This window comes from Rhodococcus sp. K11/5, assembly GCF_055193735.1.
Genome location: NZ_CM143721.1, coordinates 1471138 through 1496193, shown reverse-complemented (window position 1 = coordinate 1496193; position 25056 = coordinate 1471138). Strand labels below are relative to the sequence as shown.

Below are 25056 nucleotides of genomic sequence, written 5' to 3'. Positions count from 1 at the left end.
CAATGCAGGTCGTCGCGACTTTTCAGCCGACAGCTATCCGAGTTTCCCTTCGTGTCGGTGGCCGTTGGCATAATTCGCGGATATCTACTGGGATGCACCGGCAGGGTGACGAAGATTGGAGAAGCGTGGCGGACGAGGGAGCGCCTGGCGGCACGGGTCAGACAGGACAGGATCCATACCTGCTTGCTCAGGTGCGGGAAGCATTCGGGCGCGTGGTTTACAGTCACAAAACCCAAGAGAAGCAGGCTGACATCTGCTTCACGAAGCACCGACGGCAGCAGGGACTCCTTGTCGCCCTTACGGCTATTAGCTCAGGAACCTTCCTGGTCGCAGTGGTCGGCCTCTTGGGAAGCCCGGTCCTGGCCAGCCTGACGACGTAGTCCATTGCGCTTCTTGTGACATGGATGAGCATCGGCGCGAGAACCTTCAAGTTCGCGGACGAGTCCGACGCTCATGGCGTCGTTGCCACCCAGCTCTGGGATGTCCGTGAGTCCTACATCTCCTTGATCTCCGACTTGATGTCCGGTGGCATCTCCGATGAGCAAGCAAGGACGCGGCGCGACGAGCTCCAAGAGGCCACGAGCGCCGCCTACGCTGATGCGCCTAGGACAATCGCAAAGGCCTACACGCGCGCTCAAAAGGGGCTCAAGCACAACGAAGAGATGACTTTCACACCCTGGGAGATCGACCTCTTCCTCCCCGAAGCACTTCGCCTCAATCCCGGTGAGGTGCAGCAGTGAAGACGTCCGAGGTCTTCGACGGTCTACTTGCGAACCTTAAGGTCGGCGACACGGCGACCACGGTCGGTTCACGGCGGGACGAGATCACCAAGTCGCTGAACAAGGACTTCCGGTCCAAAGACGGTGACACCGCCCACAAGCTGATGGTGGGCTCCTACGGCCGTCACACCGCCATCAAGGGCGTCTCCGATCTCGACATGATCTACATCCTTCCTCCGAGCATCCGGGGCGACTATGACAACGAGTCTGGCCCGCGGAGAATGTTGGAACGCGTCCGGAAGGACCTGAAGGCACGCTACTCGAACCCTGACATCCGCGTCGATCAGTGCGTCGTGCGCGTGCAATTCCAAAGCAACGCCTTCAAGTTCGAGGTCCAGCCGACGTTCGCGAACGCTGACGGCAGTTTCGACTATCCGGACACGGTGACGAAAAGTTGGAAGGTCACCAAGCCTCGTGCCGAGATCGAGGCGACAAGGGAGTGCAACGGTCGCACCTCGACGAACATGCGCCATCTCGCGAGAATGGCCCGAGCGTGGAAAAACGCTAACGGCGTAGGTATGGGCGGCCTGCTCATCGACACCCTGGTTCACCGCTTCTTTGCCCAGACGAACGAATACGACTCGGCCGGCACCGGGTTGTTCGACTTGATGGTCCGCGACTTCTTCCGGTTCCTCATGGAGGAACCGGACAAGGACTTCTACTTGGCGTTGGGCAGCAACCAACGGGTGAACGTCAAGGCGAGATTCCAGCCGAAGGCTAAGAAAGCGTATAACCGCTGCCTCCAAGCAATCACTGACGAGGGTAAGTCCTCGGCGAACAAAAAGTGGCGAGAAATCTTCGGAACATCAGTGCCACTAGAGACCGTTGTCAAACCAGCACGCTCTTTCGACAACACCGAAGAGTTCGTCGAGCACAAGTACCCGATTGACATTCGATACACGCTCACGATCGACTGCACGGTCACCCAAAACGGCTGGCGTCCAGCATCCCTTCGAGAGTTGCTTCGGGCCAAGACTCTGCTGCTGCCCAACAAGGGACTGGACTTTACCATCACCGGGTGCGATGTCCCGGGTCCGTATGACGTCCGTTGGAAGGTGCTCAACCAAGGCGACGAAGCCGAGCGTCGGAACAAGATTCGCGGGCAGATCGTCGAGCCCAACCGCGTGAACGGCAGACACGAAAGCACCTCGTTCCGCGGCAAGCACCTGGTCGAGTGCTACGTCATTCAGGATGGCATCGTAGTTGCAAGGGACCGCATCGATGTGCCGATCAGCGCGACAGCCGGGAATGAGATCTAGCCGGCACCAATCGAATGTGAAGGCACTCGCGGCACCCGCCAGGCACCGTCGCTCACGAATGCTGAGTTCTGCTGTCGCGGACGACCCGGAACTCGCCGCCGAGATCTCGCACCTGTGCCGCATCCGTGTTGAGGTACAGGGCTGATGGATGCGTGGCACGCGCCGGCCGGAGCAAAGTTCGCGTTGGTCTTGCAACTCGGCCAGCCTAGTTCTGCAGGTTCATCAGTAGAAATCCTGGTCGGCGGGCGGACACGGGCCCCCTGCCTCGGGATGGATCGGACAGACAGTCACGGGCAAGCCGAAGTTGTCTACTGTGTTCACAGACGTCGGGTCGCTGTTGCCGTCGATCGTTACTATGCTGGCTGTGCCACCGATGCTCGAAGCACCAACCAAGCATCTGATTTTGCTGTAAGACTCTATCGCCGTTGCCAATTCAGACACTGTGATGTCAGGTCTATCGGTATCGATACCTATTTGGCAACTCCGCAGATCTTCTTTGTCCAGCCATCGCAATGTGGCGCTGTCGGCCGCCTCAGAATATGCGGTCCTGAGCAGGCCCCACACTATGTCCGCAGTGGCGGCGACACCAACCAGTGGTTCGCTGTTCGCTGCGTCGACGCGCTGTTTAGTCGTGGAGACCACAGGTATATCGAAGCGATGCACCGATAACAGCTCTCCTTTCAACAGGAAGTCCTGATGGATGGGCTGGTAGTCAGCAACAGGCTCGAACTCGCTTGAGATGGTCGCGTTGACAACCTCACCTGCGTTAGATCCGAATGGGACACACAGCCAGGACAGTTCAGCCTCACGAGTCGGCTTACAACGACATCCTGTCGGAAAACTCGAGGGAAATGTAGACACTGAAAGCCCGTCGCCGGGCGAGCACAAACACCCGCCCTCGCCCGGTTCTATCCACTCGTAATTTGGATCTATCTCGTCGCAGTTTCCGCAATCGAAATTTGGTCCACACACATAGCAAAATTCAGTAGGGAATACACACTCAAGATGCCGTGAAGCACAGTCACACGCCTGATTCCTGTTGTACTCCCTGAGTTTGTCGATGATATGCGCGACGAAACGCGCGGGACTCGTAATACTCCCGCCAAATTGATCTACGACCCTCTCCTCGATCTTGCTGATCGGGTCGCCACCGATCCAGGCCCGGCCACTGGAGGCAGTAACGTAACCACCCTCCCCGATGCGATACCAACGGATCTTCTTGGCGGTGTCCGTCTCGATGTGCTTCGGCAAGTTCGGCGAACACGTGCGACCGTCGGATGCAATGACGTAGCCACTGGTTGCGCGGGCGAAAAGGATCACGGTCATGCCTCTATTAGACCGGACAACGCCGGACTCAGACGTCGAGATCGGTACCTCCTGCCAGGATTGACTTGACGGTCTGGTCTACCTGCCGCGACACCCGATCTCGACACCCGTCCCTTGGTCAGCGGCCGAACCCGCCTCCGAACGTAGCAATGGAGGGTTACCGTCCGACGGTTTGAACATGGCCATCTCCACTCCTGCACCCAGGGCAGGAGCAGTGGCAATACGACGAGTTTTGATATGCGGGGTTACCGATAAACCACTGTGTATTCATCAGATGAATCAGGGGACCGGCCGCGCACCCTCCGTCGTAACCACCTCAAACCCTGTGCCCGCCGAGGGTTTTTGTCAAGATCTGAGCCGCGCTGCCGTCTCAAACTACACTGCTCCAACCGAAAGGCCGACCTGTGATTCCACCACACCCGCAAAAAGTCAGTGCCACCGACGATCACAGCTACGGTGATTTCAGATACCACACGCGACTCACGCCGATTCGCCCCTGACGGTGCCGTTGCCGTCGTCATCTATTGACCATACCCAGTCGTCCGTCTCAGCGGAGCACTGCTCCAGGCGGGCCATTTCGTCAGCAACCGGTTTGCACGCTCGGAGGGTACAGCGTGCAATCTCGAATATCATGGCAGCCGGCATTGTGCGACCACACCACATTGCCCCGCCATTCTCCATGTACTGGCGCAGTTCCTCAGCATGCTTGTCGCGGTTCGGCTTTCCGTCGTTATGGACACCGCCAAGGGAGTTGGCCGCGACTCGCAACATGCTCTCAACGGAGTAATCGAAGTCGTTCAGTACGAAGCCGACGTTGGCCTTGAGGAATTCTTGACGCGACAGCTCTACTACCTGGTCACCCGGATTACCGGTCTCGCTGAGTTGGCCGGTCATGAGATCAAAGCGCAGGGCGACGGCGGTATCCACACGCTTGATTTCTGGACGCGTCTCGTGGAGCTTCGCCCACGCTTCGTCCATCTGCTTCTTGATGTCGGCCGGGATCGGAGTCGGTCCGGGCTTGACGACCCGGAACTTCGGCGCGAGCGATGTGGCGGCGCTCGCGGTGTCTAGAAGAGGCGGCCTATCCAGCAGTATTGGCCGCAGCAGAGCGGAAACCTTCAACAGGTCGTACTCGCTGGGATTGGTCCTCAGCTTCTGATCCATGTCGATGAGGGTGTGGACGAAGAGGTGTTCAACCTTCATTACCTAATCTCCCTGATACTCTACCTAATGATCGACATCAAGCGAAGAAGCCCAGAGTACTCCGAAGTGGCACCCATATCATTTCGGGGCCTGACTTGCCGCACTACGCGGCTTCACGTCCGGTGAAGGTGTGCTTCGTTGTGGACCCAGGAGAACATGCAGCAATCGAATGTGCAGGGTTACCAACACATTGATCAGCAGCCTTTCGACACATTTCGTCCCGGATGATTGTTTCGGCGCACGCCGCAGACGATGGTGCTGCAGGCAACGATTCGAACATCACGGCGCCTGTGGAGCAATGACCGGCCGCCATGATGTCCCGTCACCCGTCTCCACCAATGCGATCGCGGAGGCAACTCAGGTTCTGCGAGACCGGATCGACGTCCTGCTCGACCGGCTCCCCGATCGCATTCTCGGGGCTCCGCGGCCCGGCCCCACCCGCTGGCTGAACAAGTTTGTCGCTCATTGCTTCGCCGCAACATCGCCGAGAGATAAGGGCAGCGATTCTGGCGGCAGCCGGGTTCTCCCCATCGCCGGTCCGCACCGCAGCCGCGCGGCGGGGCAAGCGCTGCGATCCCGCACAGCTGACGATGCTCTGAGACCGATCGTACGCATGGCGGCGGTAGCGTCGAATGTCACCAGTAGAACCTGCGCAGCACCATGCCCTGTTCGAACGCGTCCAGCTCCGGACCCCCGACGAACTGGCCGGGCGGAAACACGCGGTTGCGCCCTGCATGGGACAACCCGTAGAAACTCGTGTCGGTGACTCGGAACCCGTCGGCCATCGCCGACAACGAGTCATCGTAATAGCTCAACTTTTCGTAGAGCAGGCCGATGAGGAATGCCACCGGCGTTAACGCCAGGTCCTTATTATCCTGGGCCAGTTCGTCATTACCGACGTTCAAGAACGCGTACTGAATGTGTCCGTCCGGTCCGGTTACGCTGGCCGGCATCTGCGCTGCGATCTGCGGCGTGACCAGCATGGTGTGTTTTGACCAGACATTGAGATCCGCTACACACAGCAGGTCCAGGGCTTCTCGCGGCTCCAGGCTGAGCTTCAGGTCGAGCTCATCAAGCGATTTCGTGATCACCTGGACCGGCTTGGATGCGGGCGCCTTCCATGAATGTGTATGCGCCAGAACGCCATAGACGAACGGCGGCAGGAGTTTACCGTCCAAGTCGCCGGATCGGAGCCTGGCCGCCCGCCTGACCTTGGCCGCCTCTTTCACGGCCTCTTCCATCCCCGCTCGGTCCAGAGTGAGTTTCGCGCTGAACGCCGCCACGATTCCAGACAGAAGCACGTCGTGTCGCCCCCGCAGTGCGTGCGGATACGAGGGGTGGAATATCACGATGTCTGTCTCGGCGGATACTTCGGAGCCGTCTCCGGGATCAGTCTCGAACAGAATATACTTTCGATATCCTATTTCATATTGCGGCGGTAGCCAGTCACCGAGAAACCGGCCCCAAATCTGCTCACCGTGATGCCCCGACTCTTGAACCCCGCCAAACTTCGAGGCTCCCGTGTGGGCTCTCTCAAAATCGCGCTGCATCTGACCCGCTACATCGGTCAGCCAATCGTGGTGGCGGTGTGTCACGAGTACCAATCTTTGCTTGATCCGGGACCAGAAGTGATATCCACGTCACTCGCCGGCGGCGTGCGTACTCCGCGGGGGTTGCGGCGGCCGAACGACCCGCACCGACCGCGGCGCACTCGCCACAGCGAAACCGTGCCGCCTGGCCGCTGTCGCCAACGGCTCCGGATCTGGGTCAACGGGCCAGGTGGACTCACCGGCGCCGGAGAAGAGGGCGACGGCGTTCGGCGCCGATCCGGTGGTGAACCGGGTCTGATACTGCAGACCGTCGAAAGCGACATCGAACGTCGACGCCCACTCCTGCGGAACTGAGTACGGAGTCATGGACACCAGTTCCCTGGTCATGCCGTAGTTCGCGGCCTCCTTCGACGACGTGTCGGCCAGGTGGTGATCGTGCGGCACCGACAGCGCGGAGAGTTGCCGTTTCGCGGCGAATTCCGCACTGATCACTCCGCTTGCTGCAAGGGGAGCGCCGACCGTCTCTCTAATAGCAGTGTCCTCGTCGTAGGCGAGATAGCAGGTTCCGCGCGGCGGAGTGAGGTCGAAGCGGCCACCGCCCGAGGACGAGAACCACCATGGTCCGTTCGATGCACTGTGCCCGCGGTGCAATGCCTGCGCCGCGGTGAGCTCGCAAGATGGGAATTTGTCCAGTGGCCGCGACGGCGCACCCAGGGCGACCTGATCGCGGCCGGTCACGCCGCCCACCGACGCGCGTCGACACGAGCAAGCTCAAGCACAGGCTCGATGGGACGCGCCTCGGCGACCCAACTCTCTGCACTGCGGTCGTCGAGATCGGCGAGCGGACTGCGCAGCCAGGTTGCGCAGGTCCAGGCGTCCGCTTCGGCGCGCAGCGTCGACCACAGGGTGAGCAGGTCGGGGTAGACCGTCCCCGAATCGGTGAATTGCCAGGTGGGGTACACCCAGCCGCCGCCGTCGAGTTGGCATGCGATCACGGCCCCAGTCGAAACGGCCTTGGCGACGGCCTGCCGGCTCACCCCCCACCATTGGGTGAGGCTCGAGGTGTCGTAGAACGGGCCGACGAGCTGGTCGTAGATGTGGCTTGTCGGCAGCGCCGAGGTCATCGACCGCGCGATCGACTCGACGTCGGCGAACACGTCGGCAGGAACACCCGATGCGCGAGCATTAGCGAACGTGAGGTGGACCGAGTGGGTGAGCAGGTCGAGCAACTTGCGCTCCTGCTCGGCGAGTGTGCTCACGGACCGTCCTTCCAGTTGTCAGTCAAGTCAACCCGATTATGGCGAATGACGTCAACCAAGTCAACGCTCCGCGGGTCCTTTTAAATGACGTCATACGCGAGTAAGGGGCAAATGGAACACTTGGTCTGTGATCGCCAATGATTTTTTCACCCCTGTCGCGTCGTTCAGCTCGTCTCCCTCGTTCGGGGACCCGTGGGACCCGGCGTCTGCCCGGCAGCAGTTCGACACGGCGATGATGACCCAGTTGCGACGCGGCTCCGTGGCGGGTAGGTCCGATCTGGAGGTCGCGATCGCTCTGTCGGACCTGCTCCAGGACGAGCTCACCGCGTACGGAACCGGCGGCGGTGAGCAGTTGGCCGACAAGGAGATGTCGGCGGCTCTAACGGCGATGAAGGCGATGTGCGGCCGCCTGAGCGTGGATTTCGAACCCCCGTTCCGCAACTTCACGACTTTCCGGACGTATTGGAACAAAAATGACGGGTACGGGTCCTGGCAGGCGAGACGGGAAATGGTCGCGGAGCTTTTCGACCCGGTGCACACCAAGCTGATCGCGTTGGAGGACCGCAGCTTCGACGCGCTCGCCGAGCCCGCGTCACCGAGGGCCGCGACGGGGTGGCCGGCGGTGGACGAAGAGGTTAGAGAGCTGCGCCGGCGATTCCAGATGGCCTCGACACCGCAGGATTACCGCGCCTTGGGAACGAATTGCGTCGGGGTGTTGGAGGCATTGTCCCGAACTGTCTACGACGCGGAGAAACACCTGCGCGAAGGAGAGACCGAGCCGCCGGTCGACAAGACGAACATGCGGATCGAGCGCTACATAGAGGACACGCTGCCGGGGAAGAAAAACGAGGACATCCGCGGCCTGACTAAGAAGTCGGCCGTAGTAGCTCACAGAGTGAAGCACTCGGCGACAGCGACCCGACGTGACGCAGGGATTGCCGCCGACGCGGTGATTCTGCTGGCCAATATCATCCGTCGGCTAGACCAGGACGAATGAGGGAACCCTCCGGCACGACTTGGTAGGTGACCACACCGCTCTCTTGGGTGGCAGTGGTCGTCTGCATGCAACTGCTTTCCGTGACGCCGTTTCCGACTAGTGTCGCGTGCTCGCGGCGGTAGGCCACGACGAAGTCGGGGCGCGCGTGTCCGGTTTGGCAGGCGAATGCTGGGCCGTCAGCGCCGTTGCGGGCGCCTTGGGTGACAGCCCCCCGGCACGCAACGAGTGGCGGCTCTACGTCGTTAGGGTGATGGGGTGGCAGCAGGCATGTTCGGCTCGGCGGCGGACGGTTTGGTGGATCGCAGCTGCGGCGAGCAGTGTGGCGCCGACGTTGCAGGTTTTTCGCGACATCCCGCAGCAAGAGGAACCGTGCCGCGGTGCGGGTCACTCCCCCACAGCACACATGCCCATGAACGGCTCATGCTTGCCGAGAGCACACTGATGACAGAGTGGCGACCGACATCGTAGGCGGCGACGACCTGCACCCGGCGCATGCGCTGCCGGATGTTCAGTCTGTCGACGCAGTGCAGGATGATGTCGCAGCAATGCTGATCTAACGTTTCACTGCGTCGGTATGAGCCGTCGAACCCGCGCAGCAGGATTGCGGCGTCGCGGGGTTCGAGGACGTCGGCCAGTCCCAGCACGGGTTGCTAGCGGTCTCGACGAGGATCTTGATGTCTCGACCAGTAGTGTGCTCGCCGGTTCTGCGCCGGTCTCCCGTGGTCGCGTTTTGGCCGGGTCGGAGTCGTGAGTTCGTGCTGTATCAAGCCAATGGTGGGCGAAGCAAGAAACTGGCGTGTCCACGCACGTCGATTCACGTCCATCTGGATGCGCATAAGGCAGTTGTGACAGCGTTGTGACACCGAGCGCCAGAGCAAACAGGTCTCAAGTCCCTGACCTGCAAAGATGCAAATGATGCCGAGAGAAATGGCCCAAATCAGCGGATCTGAAATCCGCTGCCTCAGTAGTCCACTCAGATCCGTGGTTGGCCGCTGAGGGCCACGATACCACCCGAAAACTGATGTCCTGGTCCAAAATTCTGGATCCATATGGACCTACGTGCCCCCAGTCGGACTCGAACCGACACTGTGCGGATTTTAAGTCCGCTGCCTCTGCCAATTGGGCTATAGGGGCGTCACCTGCGCTGCCACTGTATCGGGCCGGGTCAGCGAGGGCTGCTGCCCGTAGACACCGGTCGATCCGGGTCGGAGGACCACGCCGACCACGAGCCGGGGTACAGCGCCGCGTCGATACCGACCCTCGCGAGCGCGACGATCTGGTGCGTGGCGTGCACACCCGACCCGCAGTAGACGCCGACCGACTCCCCGTCCCCGACCCCCAACGCCGCGAACCGCGCTCGCAAGACCTCGGCGTCCGCGAACGTGCCGTCATCGGTGAGGTTCTCCGACGTCGGCGCGCTCACCGCGCCCGGGATGTGGCCGGCGCGGGAATCCATCGGCTCGACCTCACCGCGGTACCGCTCCCCCGCCCTGGCATCGAGAAGCACGCCGGTGGTGGGCACGGTTGCTGCGTCGTCGGTGGACAACGTCGGCATCGCGCCGCTGGTGAGCGTCACCGTCCCGCGTCGCCGCGCCACTTCCTCACCCGACGACGTCGCGAACCCGGCTCGCTGCCATGCCTGGATCCCACCGTCGAGAAGGCGCACGTCGGCGAACCCTCCCCAACGCAACAGCCACCACGCACGGGCCGCAGCGAGATTGCCCGTGGCGTCGTACACGACCACCGATCCGCCGTCGTCGATTCCCCACCGCCGCGCGTTCTCCTGCAGATCTGCGACATCGGGGAGCGGATGACGCCCATCGGTCGCCTCGCCACTGCCCGCGAGCTCCGTCGGCAGGTCGACGTAGACGGCACCGGGGATGTGCGACTCCAGGTACTTCTCGAAGCCGTCCGTCGCCCCGAGTGCCCACCGAACATCCAGCAGCACAGGCGGACTGGAGGATGCGAGCGCAACATTCAGCTCGGCAGCGTCGACAAGGATCGTGGCCATGCGGTCAGGGTAGACCTGCATACGTCGGCCGGTGCGCGATGCGTGCAGCAACCCACCACGTGCCGCCCCTGAACGCGGGCGACTCCCCGACGCGAGGCACGGTACTACCATCGGGCTGTGGCCAGGACCAGCAAAGCGACGCGACTGCCGGCCGATGTGTACGAGTCCGCTGCGGCTGCCGCACGCGCCACCTTCCGGACCGTGCCGGAGCAGATCGCACACTGGGCACGGATCGGCCGCGAACTCGAGATGTCACCGCGGGTGAATCACCGGGCCATCACCGAGGTTCTTGCCGGTACCGGCTCATATGACGAGCTCGGCGAGCACGAGCAAGCCCTCGTCCGCGAGGAGTGGTCGGATCGGGCGGCCGCCCGTCGAAGCCGGCTGAACTATGCGTCACAGTTCATCGAAACGGGAGCGTCGTACTCGGAAGTCGACGATGACGGCAATCTCAACGTGCACCCCGCCCACGGCTGATGCCGCTGCTGCGTCTCCTCGCCGGACCCAACCTCGCTCATCTCCACGTCATCGTCGTCCGGCCGACCTGACCGCGCAGGAACCCACCCCGGATCCGCCCGGACCACACTCGCCCGGAGGTAGCGTGATCTCATGACCACAGCCGAAGATCTGCACGGAGATGCCCACGTCGAGCGCTACCTCGAAACCGCCGGTGAGGATGGGTACCACTGGCACGGGACCGAGATCCTGATCCTCTTCACCACGGGTCGCAAGAGCGGCACCGAACGCCGACACGCCCTGATCTTCCGTGCGTGGGAGAACGCCTACCTGGTGGTCGCCTCGAAGGGCGGCACCGACGCACCGCCCGCGTGGTTCCTGAACCTCGAGGACACGCCGGATGCGGAGATCCAGATCAAGGACGAGCGCTTCGCCGTCCGGGCACGGGTGGCCACGGACGACGAGAAGCCGGCCATGTGGAGTCACATGACGCAGGTCTGGCCGGATTACGACGAGTACCAGACGAAGACCGACCGCGTGATTCCGATCGTGGTGCTCGAACGAGTGTGAAAGAGACGGTCGGCGGGTCGACCGGTATCACTTGCCAACATGGAAAGTCAGTGGTTTACTTTCCATAACGGAAAGTGAACCGAGGAGACCCCATGACCGACGACTACTCCCCCGCCGACGCCCTGGCCTCCGTTCAGGCGCAACGAGACAGGCTCGCCGAGCAGGCAGCCTCCCCACCCGGGTACCACATCGTGTACGGCCTGATCTTCGGCGTGCTGATCGCCGCCCCCTTCTTCCAGAATCTGTGGATCCTGGCCGCCGTGTTCGTCGCGTGGGGGCTCGGCGTCAGCGGACTCATCCGGTACTACACGCGCGCGAAGGGCATGTGGATCAACGGGCACACTCCCCGCCCGGCCAGAAAGTACGCCGTAGGGGCCGGCGCCGTGTTCGGTATCGGGTACCTCGGATCCTTCGTGGCCGCATTCGTCGTCGACGCGCCCGTCCTGTGCCTCGTGCTGACCGTCGTCGCGGTGCCTGCCCTCACCTGGCTCGGCTACCGGTGGGACGCCGCGTACGCGCGAGATCTTCGGGCCGCCGCATGACGGTGATTCCCGCGTTCGATCCGGTGGTGCACGCTCCCCATCGCTTGCAGATCTGCGCGCTGCTGGCGGAGGTCTCCACGATGGATTTCGCGACGCTGCGCGAGAGCATCGGGGTCAGCGAGTCCGTGTTGAGCAAGCAGTTACGCACCCTCGAGGACGCCGAGTACGTCCGAATCCACAAGAGCACGTCGAACTCTCGCGTGCGGACCAGTGCGTCGATGACCCCGCAGGGCACGCGCGCGTACCGGGCGCACGTCGCCGAACTGCGCCGTATCGTGGGCGAGACCTGATCGACCCCGGCACACTGATGCGTATGTCCACGAAAGACGATGTCCGCCGCATCGCGGTGTCGCTGCGCGGTGTGACCGAGCGTCCGTCGTACGGCAGCCCCGGCTTCCGAGTGAAGGACAGACTGTTCGCCCGCATCCACGAGATGCCCGGCGTGCTGGTGCTGTGGCGCCCCAGTGTGGAGGACCGGGACGCGCTGATCGCCTCGGACGCTGCGAAGTTCTTCACCACCGACCATTACGCCGGCCATCCGACCGTGCTGGTCCGTCTCGAGGCCGTGGACGCCGACGAACTCCGCGAACTGCTGATCGAGGCGTGGGACGTGCGCGCACCGGCAACGGTGCGCACGCTCGGACCTACACCAGACTGAGGGCGATTCCGTCGAGGATGTCGTGCTCACTGACCACGAGGGACGAGATGCCCGCCTCGGCCCCGATGTGCTCTGCCAACGACGCGGTGACCAGCGAGCCTCCGCCGATCACGTCCACCCGGCCCGGGTGCATCGATCCGATGGCCGCGCGGTCCGCGCGGGTCATGGCGACCAGCCGGTCGCACACGTCGTGCAGCTGATCGAACTCGATGCGCGAGAGGTGAATTCGATGCGGATCGTACTCGGGCAGATCTTGCGCGATGGCCGAGAGCGTCGTCATCGTTCCCGCGACGCCCACCCAGGTGCGGGCCCGAGCCACGGGGACGGCATCGAACGCCGGCGCCAATCGCTCGGCGATGAACTCCTTCGCATCGACGATCTCCGCGGGGGTCGGCGGATCCGTAGGCAGGCACCGCTCGGTCAGGCGAACGCAGCCGATGTTCGCCGAGAACGCCGCCTGCACGCCGTCACTGTCGCCGAGCACCAGTTCCGTCGAACCACCGCCGAGGTCGACCACCAGGAACGGTCCGTCGGACGCGTCCAGATCACCGACGGCGCCGGCGAACGACAACCGCGCCTCCTCGTCCCCGGTGATGACCTCGGCCACCGCCCCCGAGGACACCGGTGCGAGCACGCGGCGAGTCATCTCGAAGAACACGTCGCGGTTCGCGGCGTCACGCGTCGCGGACGTCGCGACCATCCGCACCGCGTCCACCCCACCCAGCGCGGTGATCATCTCCACGTACTCGGTCAACGCCGCCTCGGTGCGATCGATCGCCTCGGGAGCGAAGGAACCGGTGGCATCGACGCCCTGTCCGAGCCGGACGACGCGCATCTCGCGAGCGAGGTCGGACAGACCCGACTCGTCGATGTCGGCGACCAGCAACCGGATCGAGTTGGTTCCGCAGTCGATGGCGGCGACGCGCGTCATGCGCCCAGCTCCTCGATGGTGGGCCAGTCCGCGGGCAGCGCGGTACCGCGCAGGTGCCCCTCGGCGGCCAGTGCGACGGACTCGTCCCCCAGCGGATTGACGCCCGGACCCTTGGCCAGCGAGTGCGCCATCAACACGTGCAGGCACTTCACGCGGTCGGGCATCCCGCCGCCGGTGAAATCGGTTCCCAACGACTCGATCTCGTTGCGTTCGGCCAGGTACGCATCGTTCGCGCGGCGATAGAGCGCGGCCAACTCCTCGTCCTCCCCGAGACGCTCGGTCATCTCCCGCATCACGCCGGCCGATTCCTGACGGCTCGCCTCCGCGGTGAGCCGCGGATCCGTGAGGTAGAACAGCGTGGGGAACGGCGTACCGTCGGGCAGCTTCGGCGCAGTCTTGACCACGGCGGGACGCCCGTCGGGAGTGCGGTACGCGATCTCCAGAACGCCGCGGGGCTCTCGGCCCAACTGCCGGGCGACGGCCTCGAGGTCCTCGGCGGACACGTCGGTCACTTACGCACTCTTTCGATCGGTGTCGGCAACTACGGGTGTCTTCAGTCAGCGGGGCGTGGTCGCGGTCGACCACAGGTCGCTGTACCAGGGGCCGGGCGGAGGCGGCGGCGGATCGTTCTCGATGTCGGAACGTGCACGCGCACCGGGCAACTGGACCTGGTACGGAATCTCACCGGGCATCACGTATCCGAGGCGCTCCCGCGCCTGCGCGGTGATGTAGGCAGGATCTTCGGTCTGTTCGCGGCGAATCTCGAGTTCTTCGACCCGCTGCTCGAGCTCGATCTGCTGCGCGGCCACCTCGGCGGCATCGCCGCGCTGAGAGATGTACGTACGCAACGGAACCGCGAGAGTCAGAGCCAGCGCGCAGATGACGACCGCGAGGATCACCGCTTTGCCCGTGGACAGTCCGAGAAACGTGCGCTCGGTTCCACGCTCGAAGCGTCGGGACCGCCGACCGACCACCGACGCGCCGTCGGTACCGAGGTCGTCGACCGCATCCGCGGAACGGGCCGAGCCGGAGGACACCGAGCGCCGCGACGACCGACCGGGACGCGCGCTCTGCCGCGGCGCCCGGCCACCCGGGCGCGCGGCGGGGCGATGCTTGTCCCGATCGGTCATCTACTCGGCAGTCCTACTCGTCGTCGGCGCGTGGTTCGCTCAGGCCTTGGTCTCGAAGTCGAGACGGGGGAAGGCCAGCTCACCGGCGTAGCGCGCGGCGTCGCCGAGGGCTTCCTCGATGCGCAGCAGCTGGTTGTACTTGGCCACGCGCTCGCTACGGGCCGGGGCACCGGTCTTGATCTGGCCGCTGCCGACGGCGACGGCGAGATCGGCGATCGTGGTGTCCTCGGTCTCGCCGCTGCGGTGGCTCATCATGGTGCGGTAGCCGCCCCGGTGCGCGAGGTCCACGGCGTCGAGGGTCTCGGTGAGCGTGCCGATCTGGTTGACCTTCACCAACAGTGCGTTGGCGGCACCCTTGTTGATGCCTTCCTCGAGCCGCTCGGGGTTGGTGACGAACAGGTCGTCGCCGACGATCTGCACGCGGTCGCCGATGGAGTCGGTGAGGGCGACCCAGCCGTCCCAATCGTTCTCGTCGAGCGGATCCTCGATGGAGACGAGCGGGTATCCGTCGAGCAAGTCGGCGTAGAACGCGGACATCTCCTCGGCCGAACGGTTGCTGCCCTCGAACGCGTAACCCGTTCCGGCCGTGTAGAACTCGGTGGCAGCGACGTCGAGCGCGAGGCCGACGTCCGTGCCGAGCTTCAGTCCGGTCTTGCCGATGGCCTCCGCGATGAGGTCGAGCGCGGCCTTGGTGCCGGCCAGGTCCGGTGCGAAGCCACCCTCGTCACCGAGGCCGGTGGACAGGCCCTTCGCCTTGAGCACGGACTTGAGGGAGTGGTACACCTCGGCGCCCCAGCGCAGCGCTTCCTTGAACGTGGGCGCGCCGATGGGGGCGATCATGAATTCCTGCACGTCGACGCCGCTGTCCGCGTGCGCGCCGCCGTTGATGATGTTCATCATCGGGACCGGGAGGATGTGGGCGTTCGGTCCACCGATGTAGCGGAAGAGGTCGAGCTGCGCGGAGTCCGCGGCGGCCTTCGCGACGGCGAGCGATACGCCGAGCAGAGCGTTGGCGCCGAGGCGGGCCTTGTCCGGGGTGCCGTCGGTGTCGAGCAGAGCCTGATCGACGGAACGCTGATCGGCAGCGTCCATGCCGATGACGGCGGGTGCCAGCTCGCCGAGAACCGCCTCGACGGCCTTCTGCACACCCTTGCCGAGGTAGCGATCGCCGCCGTCGCGCAGCTCCACGGCCTCGTGCTCGCCGGTGGAGGCGCCGGACGGAACGGCTGCGCGGGCGAAGGTGCCGTCTTCGAGTGCGACCTCGACCTCGACCGTGGGGTTGCCACGGGAGTCGAGGATTTCGCGAGCGCCGACCTGTTCGATGATGGCCACGAATGAACTCCTAGTTCCGGGTGTGAAGGCGTGTGGACGGTGGCGCAGGCCGTTCCGTGTCACAGCACGGCCCGCGGCTCACCGGACAGCCTAACCGCCACACCCCCCACCCAGCAGCCGACGCGCAGACCCCACCCGACCTCGGTGGAGCGGGTTGCCTACGCGCGTACCCCCACCGAGTACGCCGACGCGGCGTCCCGAACGTCGACCAGGTAGACCCGCGACAGGTTGTACGCGAAGAGGGCCTGCTGCCATCCCTCGGGCGTGTTCAGGTCGCCGCCGCGTGCGCACAGGTACCGCCCCGCCGAGAGGGCGGCGTCGTCGATGTTGTCCGGATCGGCGATGCCGTCGCCGTTGGCGTCGACGCCCCACCGCTGCCAGGTCTCGGGGATGAACTGCATCGGGCCCATCGCGCGGTCGAACACGGTGTCCCCGTCCAGCGCGCCTCCGTCGGTGTCCCGGATCTCGGCGTTGCCGGCGGTGCCGTCGAGTGGGACGCCGCGGATCTCGGGGACCACCGACCCGTCCGGCTGTACGGACGAGCCGCGGAAGGTTCCGTGCCGGGATTCGATGTATCCGATGCCTGCCAGCGTGGTCCACGCCAGACCGCACTGCGGTGCGGACTGCGCCAGGACGGCGGCGGCGTGCCCGTACGCCTCGAGGGCCGTGGGCGAGATTCCCAGGGCGTCGGCCTGGGGGGCGGCCCAGTCACGCAGGAGATCGGCCGTCCGGCCCGGCCCGTTCACGTCGATGACGGGGACCGGGGTACCCGCACCCGGCGGGATTCCCTCGGGCACCTCCACCGGCGGCGTGCCGATGCTGCCGCATCCGACGACCGCTGCCGCCGCCGCGGTGAGCGCGACGGCCGCACGGACGCGGCGAGCAGTGAAGGTCATGGCCCCATCATGCGGACCCCGAGTAATAGAAACCTAAAGGGCCCAGAAAAGGCAGGTCAACGCGACGACGGTTGCCGGTCGTCCGTCGGCCGGTGGTGCGAGACCGCGACGCGGGTGGACTCGGTACCGGTGGCGGCGAGCGAGCGGCCGAACATGTCCGTGCCGGGCCAGTACTTGGTCCACGCCTGCTTGTCGAGGCGTCCGGCCGGGATGCCGTCCATGGCGGCGGCACGCTCGGCGGCACGCACGTCCGCGACGAACTCGTTGACCCGGCGGCGCAGGACGTCCTCGGCCGACTCCGACCCGTGCGCGTCGGTCAGTTCGATCCGAACGCTCAGCATGTCCTGAGGCACGAAGTCGTGCGGAAGCCCGGCCCGCACCGCTCGCGAGGCGACCTGCTGGGCCAACGCCAGCGCGGGCTGCGCCATCGCGACGCCGTCCAGACACGACGCTCGGGCCTTCTCCGCGGCCTTGCGTTCCTCCCACGCCCGCTCCTGCGCCGCCACGTCCACGGGTGAGCCGGACGTGTCGGACAGATGCGGGCTGCGGTGGGTCAGCTTCGCGACGAGACCGGCCGCGACGTCGTCGATGTCGAACGGCTCCTCCGAGTCCGCCGCGATCCGCGCGTGGAAGAGGACCTGGAGCAGAAGATCGCCCAACTCCTCCTTGATGGTCACGGAATCGCCCGCCTCGATGGCGTCGAGCAACTCGTACGTCTCCTCCAGGAGGTAGGTCCGCAGCGAGTGATGCGTCTGCTGCGCTTCCCAGCCGCCGAGCGATCGCAGCCGATCCATGACGAAGACGGCCTCGGCCAGGTTGCCGCCGGTGGGAATCGGCACCTCGATGACGTCCTCGCCGCGCAGGATCCGCTCCTGGACGTCGGGATTGGTGCGGCTGGTGCTGATGAGCACCTCGGGCTCGTCGTCACCGACCGAGGTGAATCCGGTGAGTCGCCACCGGATGGACACCGGCACCTCTTCGGTGAACCCGACCGGTTTCTCGAGGAGCGTGACGGCCTGCACCGGAACCATCGTGGGGCGAAGCGGATCCAGGAGAAGCACGGTCATCGATTCACACCCCCACCGGTTGCTCGACTCGAACCGACCCCGCGGGCTTGCCGTCGAGGGCGAGCAGCACGTCGGCGACGAACTGCAGCAACTCCTCGTCCCGCACTCGGGCCGAACCGACTCCACCACCGGCGACGCGAGGAATCGGGATCTGCACCGCTCCGGTGGTCGCCCGATACTGCGCGCTGGGGTAGAGCCTCTTCAACCGTAACTGCTTGGAGTCCGGTAGGTCCATGGGTGCGATCTTGACCATCGTTCCGGCGACCGTGACGTCGACGATCCCGTACGAGCGGCACAGGATGCGCAGAACGGCCACCGCCACCAGGCGGGCGACCTCGGACGGCACCGGTCCGTAGCGGTCGGTGAGCTCCTCGATCACCGCGGCGATCTCCGCGTCGTTCTGGGCCGCGGCGAGCTTGCGGTAGGCCTCGAGCCGCAGACGGTCGCTGGTGACGTAGTCCGGCGGAATGTGCGCGTCCACCGGCAGATCGATGCGCACCTCCTTGGGCGCCTCGTCGGTGGTGACCGGGCGACCGTCGGCCACGGCGCGGTACGCCTCGACCGCTTCGCCGACCAGTCGCACGTACAGGTCGAAGCCCACCCCGGCCACGTGTCCGGACTGTTCGGCGCCGAGCACGTTGCCGGCGCCGCGAATCTCGAGGTCCTTCATCGCCACGGCCATACCCGCGCCGAGGTCGGAGTTCTGCGAGATGGTGGCCAACCGGTCGTACGCCGTCTCGGTGAGCGGCTTCTCCGGCGGATAGAGGAAGTACGCGTACCCGCGGTCGCGGCTGCGCCCCACGCGGCCGCGCAGCTGGTGCAACTGCGACAGGCCCAGCGAATCCGCACGCTCCACGATGAGCGTGTTCGCGTTGGAGATGTCGAGGCCGGTCTCGATGATGGTGGTGCACACCAGGATGTCGAACTCGCGCTCCCAGAACCCCTGCACCGTCTTCTCCAGGGTGTCCTCGTTCATCTGCCCGTGTGCGACCACCACGCGCGCTTCGGGGACCAGGCTGCGGATGCGAGCGGCGGCCTTGTCGATGCTGCTCACCCGGTTGTGGACGTAGAAGATCTGCCCGTCCCGCAACAACTCTCGACGAATGGCCGCCGCGACCTGCTTGTCCTGGTATCCGCCGACGTAGGTGAGAACGGGGTGCCGCTCCTCCGGCGGGGTGAGGATGGTGGACATCTCGCGGATGCCCGCCATGCTCATCTCGAGCGTGCGCGGGATGGGGGTGGCCGACATGGTCAGCACGTCGACGTGCGTGCGGAGCGCCTTGATGTGCTCCTTGTGCTCGACACCGAAGCGCTGCTCCTCGTCCACGATGACCAGCCCGAGGTCCTTCCACTGCACGCCGGTCTGCAGCAGGCGGTGGGTGCCGACGACGATGTCGACGGTGCCGTCGGCGAGACCGGCCATGGTCTCCTTGGACTCGGCCGCGTCCGAGAACCGCGAGAGCCCCTTGACCGTGACGGGGAAGTTGGCCATGCGCTCGTGGAACGTCTGCAGATGCTGTTGCGCGAGAAGGGTGGTGGGGACGAGGACGGCGACCTGCTTTCCGTCCTGTACGGCCTTGAAGGCGGCGCGGACGCCGATCTCGGTCTTGCCGTATCCCACGTCGCCGATCACGACGCGGTCCATCGGGACCGCCTTCTCCATGTCCGCCTTGACCTCGGCGATGACCGTCATCTGATCGACGGTCTCGGTGAACGCGAACGCGTCCTCCATCTCCTTCTGCCACGGGGTGTCCGACCCGTACGCGTGGCCGGGTGCGGCCTGCCTCGCGGCGTACAGCTGCACCAGCTCGCCCGCGATCTCGCGAACGGCCTTGCGCGCCTTGCGTTTGGTGTTGGTCCAGTCCGAGCCGCCGAGCTTGCTCAGACTCGGCATCTCGCCGCCGACGTAGCGGGAGAGCTGATCCAGCGACTCCATGGGCACGAACAGCCGGTCACCGGGATGGCCGCGCTTGCTGGGGGCGTACTCGACGACGAGGTACTCGCGCCGGGCGCCGCCCACGGTGCGCTCGACCATCTCGACGAAGCGTCCGATGCCGTGCTGATCGTGCACCACCATGTCTCCGGCGGTGAGCGCCAACGGATCCACTTGGTTGCGGCGCTTGGCGGGCAGCCGACGTCCGTCGCCGGCCGCGGCGACGCGGTTGCCGGTGAGGTCGGCTTCCGTGATCACCACCAGTCCGGCGTCGGTGAGCACCAGACCGTCGTGCAGAGAACCGCACAGCACCCCGACAGCGTCGGGATTCGGCTCCTGCCCCACCTCGAGGTGGGCGGCGGGAACGTCGGCCTCGCGCAGGCGCTCGACGGTGCGCTGGGCCGTGCCCGCTCCGGCGACGACCACCGCGACGCGGCCGCCGGAGGCGAGGTGGGCGGCGAACATCTGGAACAGGGTGGCGAGTGCTTCCTCGGACCCGCGCACGTCCGGGGCCGCCGTGATCGGCAGGACGATCTCCTCGTCGCTGCCCGACGCCAGCGGACCGAGCGTCCACCACGGGCGACCCGCGGCCTCCGCGCTCTCGCGCACCTGGCGCAGCGAGCGGTAGGCCGACGCGCTCAGATCGAGTTCCGGCGACTCTCCCTCGATCGCGTCGGCGGCCAGCGAGCTGGTGTCGAGCGCACTCGTGTCGAGCGGAGCGGACGCACCGATACTCGCCGCCGTCCACGACGCCTCGAGGAACTCCTTGCCCGTGCGGACCAGGTCCGTCGCGCGCGTGCGCACCTTCTCGGGGTCGCAGATCAACACGTGGGCGTCTGCAGGAAGCGCGTCGGTGAGCAGTTCGAGGCCGCCGGCCTTCAGCACGGGCAGCAACGCCTCCATGCCCTCGACCGGAACGCCCGCGGAGATCTTCTCGAGCATTTCCACCAGGGCCGCGTCGGTGGGGTTGTCCGCGGCGAGACGGGCGGCGCGTTCGCGCACCGGCTCGTCCAAGATCATCTCCCGGCACGGCGGGGCGATCACGCCGTCGACCTCGACGTCCGGGATGGACCGCTGATCGGCGACGGCGAACGCGCGCACGTCCGTGACCTCGTCGCCCCAGAACTCGACGCGCACCGGGTGATCGGCGGTGGGCGAGAACAGGTCGAGGATGCCACCGCGTACGGCGAACTCGCCGCGCTTGCCGACCATGTCCACGCGCGTGTAGGCCAGCTCGACCAGGCGCTTCTGCAGGTCCTCGAAGTCGAACTCCGTACCTACGCGCAGCGCGATCGGCTCGATCTCGCCCAGACCGCGGGCCATCGGCTGCAGGACCGACCGCACGGTGGTGACGATGATGCGCAGTGGAACGCCGTAGTCGACGTCGTCCGGGCGGGCCAGCCGCCGCAGTACCTCGATGCGTCGGCCGACGGTGTCCGCCCCCGGTGACAGGCGCTCATGGGGCAGCGTCTCCCAGGACGGGAACTGAGCGACCGCGCCGCCGAACATGTCGGTCAGCTCCGCCGTCAGGTCGTCCGCCTCGCGACCGGTGGCGGTGACGACGAGTACCGGCGCCGAGCGCGCGATGGCCGCCGCGACGAAGGGACGGGCCGGAGCGGGCCCGACGAGGGTCGCCGACGCCCGGCCGACGAGGTCGGTCACCGCGGTCAGCGACGAATCCGTCATCGCGAGGCGGGCCAGACCGGCCAGCCGACCGGCCGGTGCGTAGGTGTCAGCGTCCACGGGTGGGGCGTCGTGCACAGGGGTGGACGGGGAGGACAACGGCAAACTCCTGACGATTCACAGACGCCCGAAATTCATCGGGCGGCGACGCCCCAGTCTAGGAGGTGGCGCCGACACCGGCGGACACGCAGGTAGATGTACCGACTCAGGATCCGTAGCGCAGCACACGGCGAGCGGCGAACTCCCGGAAATAGTCCAGCTTCTGACTCGGCACCAGGGACGGCAGCAGGAAATACCACAACCGCTCCATCCGACCGGAGAGCTCGGTGGTGCTGTCGGTGGCGACCGCCACCATGTGGGCGCCGACGATGAGTTCGAGGAACAGCATCCCGGTCACGTCCACGTCGAGGTCGCTCAACAGATCGCCCTCGTCGATTCCGCGTCGGGCCAGGCCCGTGTGGTACTCGGTCCACGTCTCGAGGATGTTCTCGCCCGTGCCCCGGTAGTCACCGATCTGATGCTTGAGCCGGAACATGGCGGACACCATCGGATCCGTGACCGCCAGGTCCGCGGTGATGTAGGAGACGCCGATCTCGGCCTCGAGGGCCGGGATCCGGCCGTCGTCGACGGCGCGGCAGGCCGTGGTCAGCCGCTGAACGCCCTCGTCGATGACCGCACGCGCCAGCTCTTCCTTCGAACCGAAGTGGAAGTACAGCGCGCCCTTGGTGACCTGGGACTGCGAGATGATCTCGCTGAGGCTCGCGTTGGCGTAGCCGAGCCGCAGGAATACGTGCGCGGCGCCGGACAACACCGTGTCGCGTGTTATCTCGGCACGTGCCTGTCTGGCCATGCGATCCGCCTCGAGGTTTTCGGGGATTTGTATCCGTGAACAACCCGTGAAAGGTACCACTGGACTGCAGCCCGAGCCCATCACCGGTCGTTCGGTCCGTGAGTCGCGTCGCGTCGGGACGTAGATCGTAAAGCGAACCGAACTCGCCCTCCGGACCGCCGTTTCAGGTCCCGAGCTGCGGATTCGGTTCGAGGTGGGTCAGCCCGTTCCAGCACAGATTCACGATGTGGGCGGCGACGTCCTCCTTGGGCGGGGTCCGATCGTCGAGCCACCATTGCGCCGTCATCGACACCATTCCCACCAGGGCCTGCGCGTACAGCTGGGCGTGCGCGGGATCGATGTCCCGACGCGAGAAGTCCTCGGCCAGGATGTGCCCGACCTGGCTCACCGCGTCGTTCAGCAACGACGAGTACGTGCCCTCGGCGGCCGCGACGGGCGAATCGCGCACCAGGATGCGGAAGCCGTCGGTGTGGTCCTCGACGTAGGTGAGCAGCGCCAGCGCCACCCGCTCGACCCGGACGCGGGACCGGTTCTCGGTCAGCGACGCGGTGATCATCGACAGCAGGGTGGACATCTCCCGGTCGACGACGACGGCGTAGAGCCCCTCCTTGCCGCCGAAGTGCTCGTAGACGACCGGCTTGCTCACCTGGGCTCGCTGCGCGATCTCCTCGATGGACGTCGCCTCGTACCCGCGTTCGGCGAACAGAGCCCGGCCGATGTCGACCAGTTGAGCGCGCCGTTGCGTACCGGTCATTCGGATTCTCGCCGCGCGTTCGCGCGGTCCGCTCTCCCCTGTGGTCGGCGTCATCACACCACTGTGTCACGCAGAGACCGGAACACCGTGTCGAGCGGTACCGGACACATCGATCACCGGCGTGCGGTGCAGCGCACGGACGTGCGGATCCGTTTTACGGAGCAGGGGGCTTCGTGCGAGGATCGACCCGCTCGGCGCACGTCGGCCGGGGCTGTGATCCGCCGTGGTGTAATGGCAGCACCTCTGATTTTGGTTCAGATAGTTCAGGTTCGAGTCCTGGCGGCGGAGCTGCGGTGAGACCGGTCAGCGCGTCGGTGTCGGTGCAGTCGCACAGTCGATTCGATCGCGCCCAGCGGCGATCGCGCCCAGTCAAGTCGTATCGAGGAGATCCATGACGTCGAAGGTCGCCGTAATCGTGCTCGCCGCGGGGGCGGGCACTCGGATGCGATCCAAGACACCCAAGGTGCTGCACGAGCTCGGCGGCCGATCGATGCTGGCGCACGCTCTCCACGCCGCCGACGGCCTCGATCCCGATCACCTGGTGACGGTCGTCGGACACGATCGCGAGAAGGTGTCGGCCGCCGTCGTCGACATCGCGTCGACACTCTCCCGCACCATCGACATCACGGTCCAGGAGGAGCAGCACGGGACCGGTCACGCCGTGCGGTGCGGACTCGCCTCTCTCCCTTCGGATTTCGAGGGCACGATCGTGGTGACCGCGGGTGACGTCCCCCTGCTCGACGCCCACACGCTGCAGGCTCTGGTGCACGATCACCTCTCCTCCCCCGAGCCGGTCGCGGTCTCGGTGCTCACCTCCGTGCCGCCGGACCCCGCCGGTTACGGCCGCATCGTGCGCGATGCGCAGGGACGGGTCCAGGAGATCGTCGAGCACGCCGACGCCACCACCGAACAGCTCTGGATCACCGAGGTGAACTCCGGCGTCTACGCGTTCGACGCGGCGTCGTTGCGCACCGCGCTGGACTCCCTGAGCACCGACAACGTCCAGCACGAGCTGTATCTGACCGACGTCCTCAAGATCTCTCGCCGACGCGGACTGCCCGTGTTCAGCACCCAGCTCACCGATTCGTCGCTGGTCCGCGGGGTCAACGATCGCGTCCAGCTGGCCGAGGTGACCCGTGTCCTCAACGAGCACGTGCTCGCCCGGCACATGCGGGCCGGGGTGACCGTGGTCGATCCGGCGTCCACGTGGGTCGACGTGTCCGTCCGCATCGAGCGCGACGCGATCCTCAGGCCGGGAACGCAGCTGCACGGCGAGACCACCATCGGCGAGGACGCGGTCATCGGTCCCGACACGACGCTCACCGACGTGCGCGTCGGCGCCGGAGCGTCCGTGGTCCGCACGCACGGCTCGTCCGCGAACATCGGCCCCGGCGCGACGGTCGGCCCGTACACGTACCTCCGCCCGGGCAGCGATCTCGGCGCGAGCGGCAAGCTCGGCGCCTTCGTCGAAACCAAGAACGCCACCATCGGCGCGCACTCCAAGGTGCCGCACCTGACCTACGTCGGCGACGCGACCATCGGCGAGCACTCCAACATCGGAGCGTCGAGCGTGTTCGTCAACTACGACGGCGTGGGCAAGAGCCGAACCGAGATCGGATCCCACGTGCGGACCGGCTCGGACACCATGTTCATCGCACCCGTACGGGTGGGGGACGGGGCCTATACGGGCGCCGGAACGGTCCTCCGCAATGATGTACCGGCCGGAGCGTTGGCGGTCTCCGGTGGTCCGCAACGGATCATCGAGGATTGGGTTCAGAAGAAGCGACCGGGAACGCCCGCGGCGGAAGCCGCCGAGCGTGCTCGGTCGGCCGAGGACACACACGAGCACGAATCGAAGGACGGCGAGTAG

At 65.7% G+C, this 25056-nt stretch carries 23 protein-coding genes, 2 tRNA genes and 1 pseudogene; 10 read left to right on the top strand and 16 right to left on the bottom strand.

All coding sequences use genetic code 11. The features are described from left to right. Positions 1-2 precede the first annotated feature (2 nt). Positions 3-740, top strand: a pseudogene (locus ACY466_RS07285) (SLATT domain-containing protein). Beyond that, a complete protein-coding gene (locus tag ACY466_RS07280) occupies positions 737-2038 on the top strand; it encodes a nucleotide-binding domain-containing protein (protein WP_463251093.1) in 1302 nt (433 codons plus the stop codon). The pseudogene ACY466_RS07285 and the gene ACY466_RS07280 overlap by 4 nt, the downstream one beginning before the upstream one ends. Before the next feature lie 222 nt (positions 2039-2260). On the opposite strand, the gene ACY466_RS07275 is transcribed toward ACY466_RS07280, so the two are convergent. The 5 genes from ACY466_RS07275 to ACY466_RS07255 all read right to left on the bottom strand — a co-directional run bounded on the left by ACY466_RS07275 (position 2261) and on the right by ACY466_RS07255 (position 7376). Next, positions 2261-3364, bottom strand: coding sequence for a hypothetical protein (locus tag ACY466_RS07275; protein ID WP_463251090.1), 1104 nt, complete (start codon positions 3362-3364; stop codon positions 2261-2263). Positions 3365-3844: 480 nt separating this feature from the next. After that, the gene (locus ACY466_RS07270) at positions 3845-4567 is read right to left on the bottom strand and encodes a hypothetical protein (RefSeq protein WP_463251089.1); all 723 of its coding nucleotides are present in this window, start codon (positions 4565-4567) and stop codon (positions 3845-3847) included. 635 nt (positions 4568-5202) lie between these two features. Then, positions 5203-6162 (bottom strand): DUF6602 domain-containing protein, encoded by a 960-nt coding sequence (locus ACY466_RS07265; protein ID WP_463251087.1) that lies wholly within the window; start codon positions 6160-6162, stop codon positions 5203-5205. 45 nt (positions 6163-6207) lie between these two features. Continuing rightward, entirely contained in the window at positions 6208-6855 is a 648-nt protein-coding gene (locus tag ACY466_RS07260; RefSeq protein WP_463251084.1) for an RES family NAD+ phosphorylase, read from the bottom strand. Further along, positions 6852-7376 (bottom strand): hypothetical protein, encoded by a 525-nt coding sequence (locus ACY466_RS07255; RefSeq protein ID WP_463251082.1) that lies wholly within the window; start codon positions 7374-7376, stop codon positions 6852-6854. The genes ACY466_RS07260 and ACY466_RS07255 overlap by 4 nt, the downstream gene beginning before the upstream one ends. A 127-nt stretch (positions 7377-7503) precedes the next feature. Here ACY466_RS07255 and ACY466_RS07250 point away from each other — a divergent pair, with 127 nt between their 5' ends. After that, entirely contained in the window at positions 7504-8373 is an 870-nt protein-coding gene (locus tag ACY466_RS07250) for a hypothetical protein (protein WP_463251080.1), read from the top strand. A 1060-nt stretch (positions 8374-9433) separates the two neighbouring features. Here the strand turns inward: ACY466_RS07250 and ACY466_RS07245 are convergent. Further along, positions 9434-9507, bottom strand: a tRNA-Leu gene (locus tag ACY466_RS07245). A 31-nt stretch (positions 9508-9538) separates the two neighbouring features. Beyond that, positions 9539-10384, bottom strand: coding sequence for a sulfurtransferase (locus ACY466_RS07240; protein ID WP_463251079.1), 846 nt, complete (start codon positions 10382-10384; stop codon positions 9539-9541). 117 nt (positions 10385-10501) lie between these two features. Between ACY466_RS07240 and ACY466_RS07235 the strand changes: the two genes are divergently transcribed. The 5 genes from ACY466_RS07235 to ACY466_RS07215 all read left to right on the top strand — a co-directional run bounded on the left by ACY466_RS07235 (position 10502) and on the right by ACY466_RS07215 (position 12610). Next, the gene (locus tag ACY466_RS07235) at positions 10502-10861 is read left to right on the top strand and encodes a TA system antitoxin ParD family protein (RefSeq protein ID WP_463251078.1); all 360 of its coding nucleotides are present in this window, start codon (positions 10502-10504) and stop codon (positions 10859-10861) included. A 132-nt stretch (positions 10862-10993) separates the two neighbouring features. Beyond that, positions 10994-11410: a nitroreductase family deazaflavin-dependent oxidoreductase gene (locus ACY466_RS07230; RefSeq protein WP_463251076.1), complete on the top strand. Its 417-nt coding sequence runs from the start codon at positions 10994-10996 to the stop codon at positions 11408-11410. A gap of 92 nt (positions 11411-11502) precedes the next feature. Then, positions 11503-11952: a hypothetical protein gene (locus ACY466_RS07225; RefSeq protein ID WP_463251074.1), complete on the top strand. Its 450-nt coding sequence runs from the start codon at positions 11503-11505 to the stop codon at positions 11950-11952. Further along, the gene (locus tag ACY466_RS07220) at positions 11949-12242 is read left to right on the top strand and encodes a transcriptional regulator (protein WP_463251072.1); all 294 of its coding nucleotides are present in this window, start codon (positions 11949-11951) and stop codon (positions 12240-12242) included. Before ACY466_RS07225 ends, ACY466_RS07220 begins: the two co-directional genes overlap by 4 nt. A 23-nt stretch (positions 12243-12265) precedes the next feature. After that, the gene (locus ACY466_RS07215; RefSeq protein ID WP_463251070.1) at positions 12266-12610 is read left to right on the top strand and encodes an MmcQ/YjbR family DNA-binding protein; all 345 of its coding nucleotides are present in this window, start codon (positions 12266-12268) and stop codon (positions 12608-12610) included. Here the strand turns inward: ACY466_RS07215 and ACY466_RS07210 are convergent. The 9 genes from ACY466_RS07210 to ACY466_RS07170 all read right to left on the bottom strand — a co-directional run bounded on the left by ACY466_RS07210 (position 12597) and on the right by ACY466_RS07170 (position 23240). Further along, on the bottom strand, positions 12597-13541 hold the full coding sequence (locus ACY466_RS07210; protein WP_463251068.1) for a Ppx/GppA phosphatase family protein: 945 nt from the start codon (positions 13539-13541) through the stop codon (positions 12597-12599). The genes ACY466_RS07215 and ACY466_RS07210 overlap by 14 nt on opposite strands. Then, positions 13538-14053, bottom strand: a complete 516-nt coding sequence (locus tag ACY466_RS07205) for a DUF501 domain-containing protein (protein ID WP_463251067.1) — start codon at positions 14051-14053, stop codon at positions 13538-13540. Before ACY466_RS07205 ends, ACY466_RS07210 begins: the two co-directional genes overlap by 4 nt. A gap of 45 nt (positions 14054-14098) precedes the next feature. Then, a complete protein-coding gene (locus tag ACY466_RS07200) occupies positions 14099-14671 on the bottom strand; it encodes an FtsB family cell division protein (RefSeq protein WP_463251063.1) in 573 nt (190 codons plus the stop codon). Positions 14672-14710: 39 nt separating this feature from the next. Then, complete coding sequence (gene eno, locus ACY466_RS07195) at positions 14711-16003, bottom strand: phosphopyruvate hydratase (protein ID WP_463251061.1); 1293 nt, start codon at positions 16001-16003, stop codon at positions 14711-14713. A 158-nt stretch (positions 16004-16161) separates the two neighbouring features. Then, positions 16162-16899, bottom strand: coding sequence for a lytic transglycosylase domain-containing protein (locus ACY466_RS07190; protein ID WP_463251059.1), 738 nt, complete (start codon positions 16897-16899; stop codon positions 16162-16164). A 56-nt stretch (positions 16900-16955) separates the two neighbouring features. Next, positions 16956-17966: a nucleoside triphosphate pyrophosphohydrolase gene (locus ACY466_RS07185; RefSeq protein WP_463251057.1), complete on the bottom strand. Its 1011-nt coding sequence runs from the start codon at positions 17964-17966 to the stop codon at positions 16956-16958. A 4-nt stretch (positions 17967-17970) separates the two neighbouring features. Next, positions 17971-21585: a transcription-repair coupling factor gene (mfd, locus tag ACY466_RS07180; protein ID WP_463252169.1), complete on the bottom strand. Its 3615-nt coding sequence runs from the start codon at positions 21583-21585 to the stop codon at positions 17971-17973. 202 nt (positions 21586-21787) lie between these two features. Then, positions 21788-22432, bottom strand: a complete 645-nt coding sequence (locus ACY466_RS07175) for a ScbR family autoregulator-binding transcription factor (protein ID WP_463251056.1) — start codon at positions 22430-22432, stop codon at positions 21788-21790. Positions 22433-22595: 163 nt separating this feature from the next. After that, a complete protein-coding gene (locus tag ACY466_RS07170) occupies positions 22596-23240 on the bottom strand; it encodes a TetR/AcrR family transcriptional regulator (protein WP_463251054.1) in 645 nt (214 codons plus the stop codon). Between the two features lie 163 nt (positions 23241-23403). On the opposite strand from ACY466_RS07170, the gene ACY466_RS07165 reads away from it, so the two are divergent. Both ACY466_RS07165 and glmU read left to right on the top strand, forming a co-directional pair. Next, positions 23404-23474 (top strand) — tRNA-Gln (locus tag ACY466_RS07165). Positions 23475-23577: 103 nt separating this feature from the next. After that, the gene (gene glmU / locus ACY466_RS07160; RefSeq protein ID WP_463251053.1) at positions 23578-25056 is read left to right on the top strand and encodes a bifunctional UDP-N-acetylglucosamine diphosphorylase/glucosamine-1-phosphate N-acetyltransferase GlmU; all 1479 of its coding nucleotides are present in this window, start codon (positions 23578-23580) and stop codon (positions 25054-25056) included.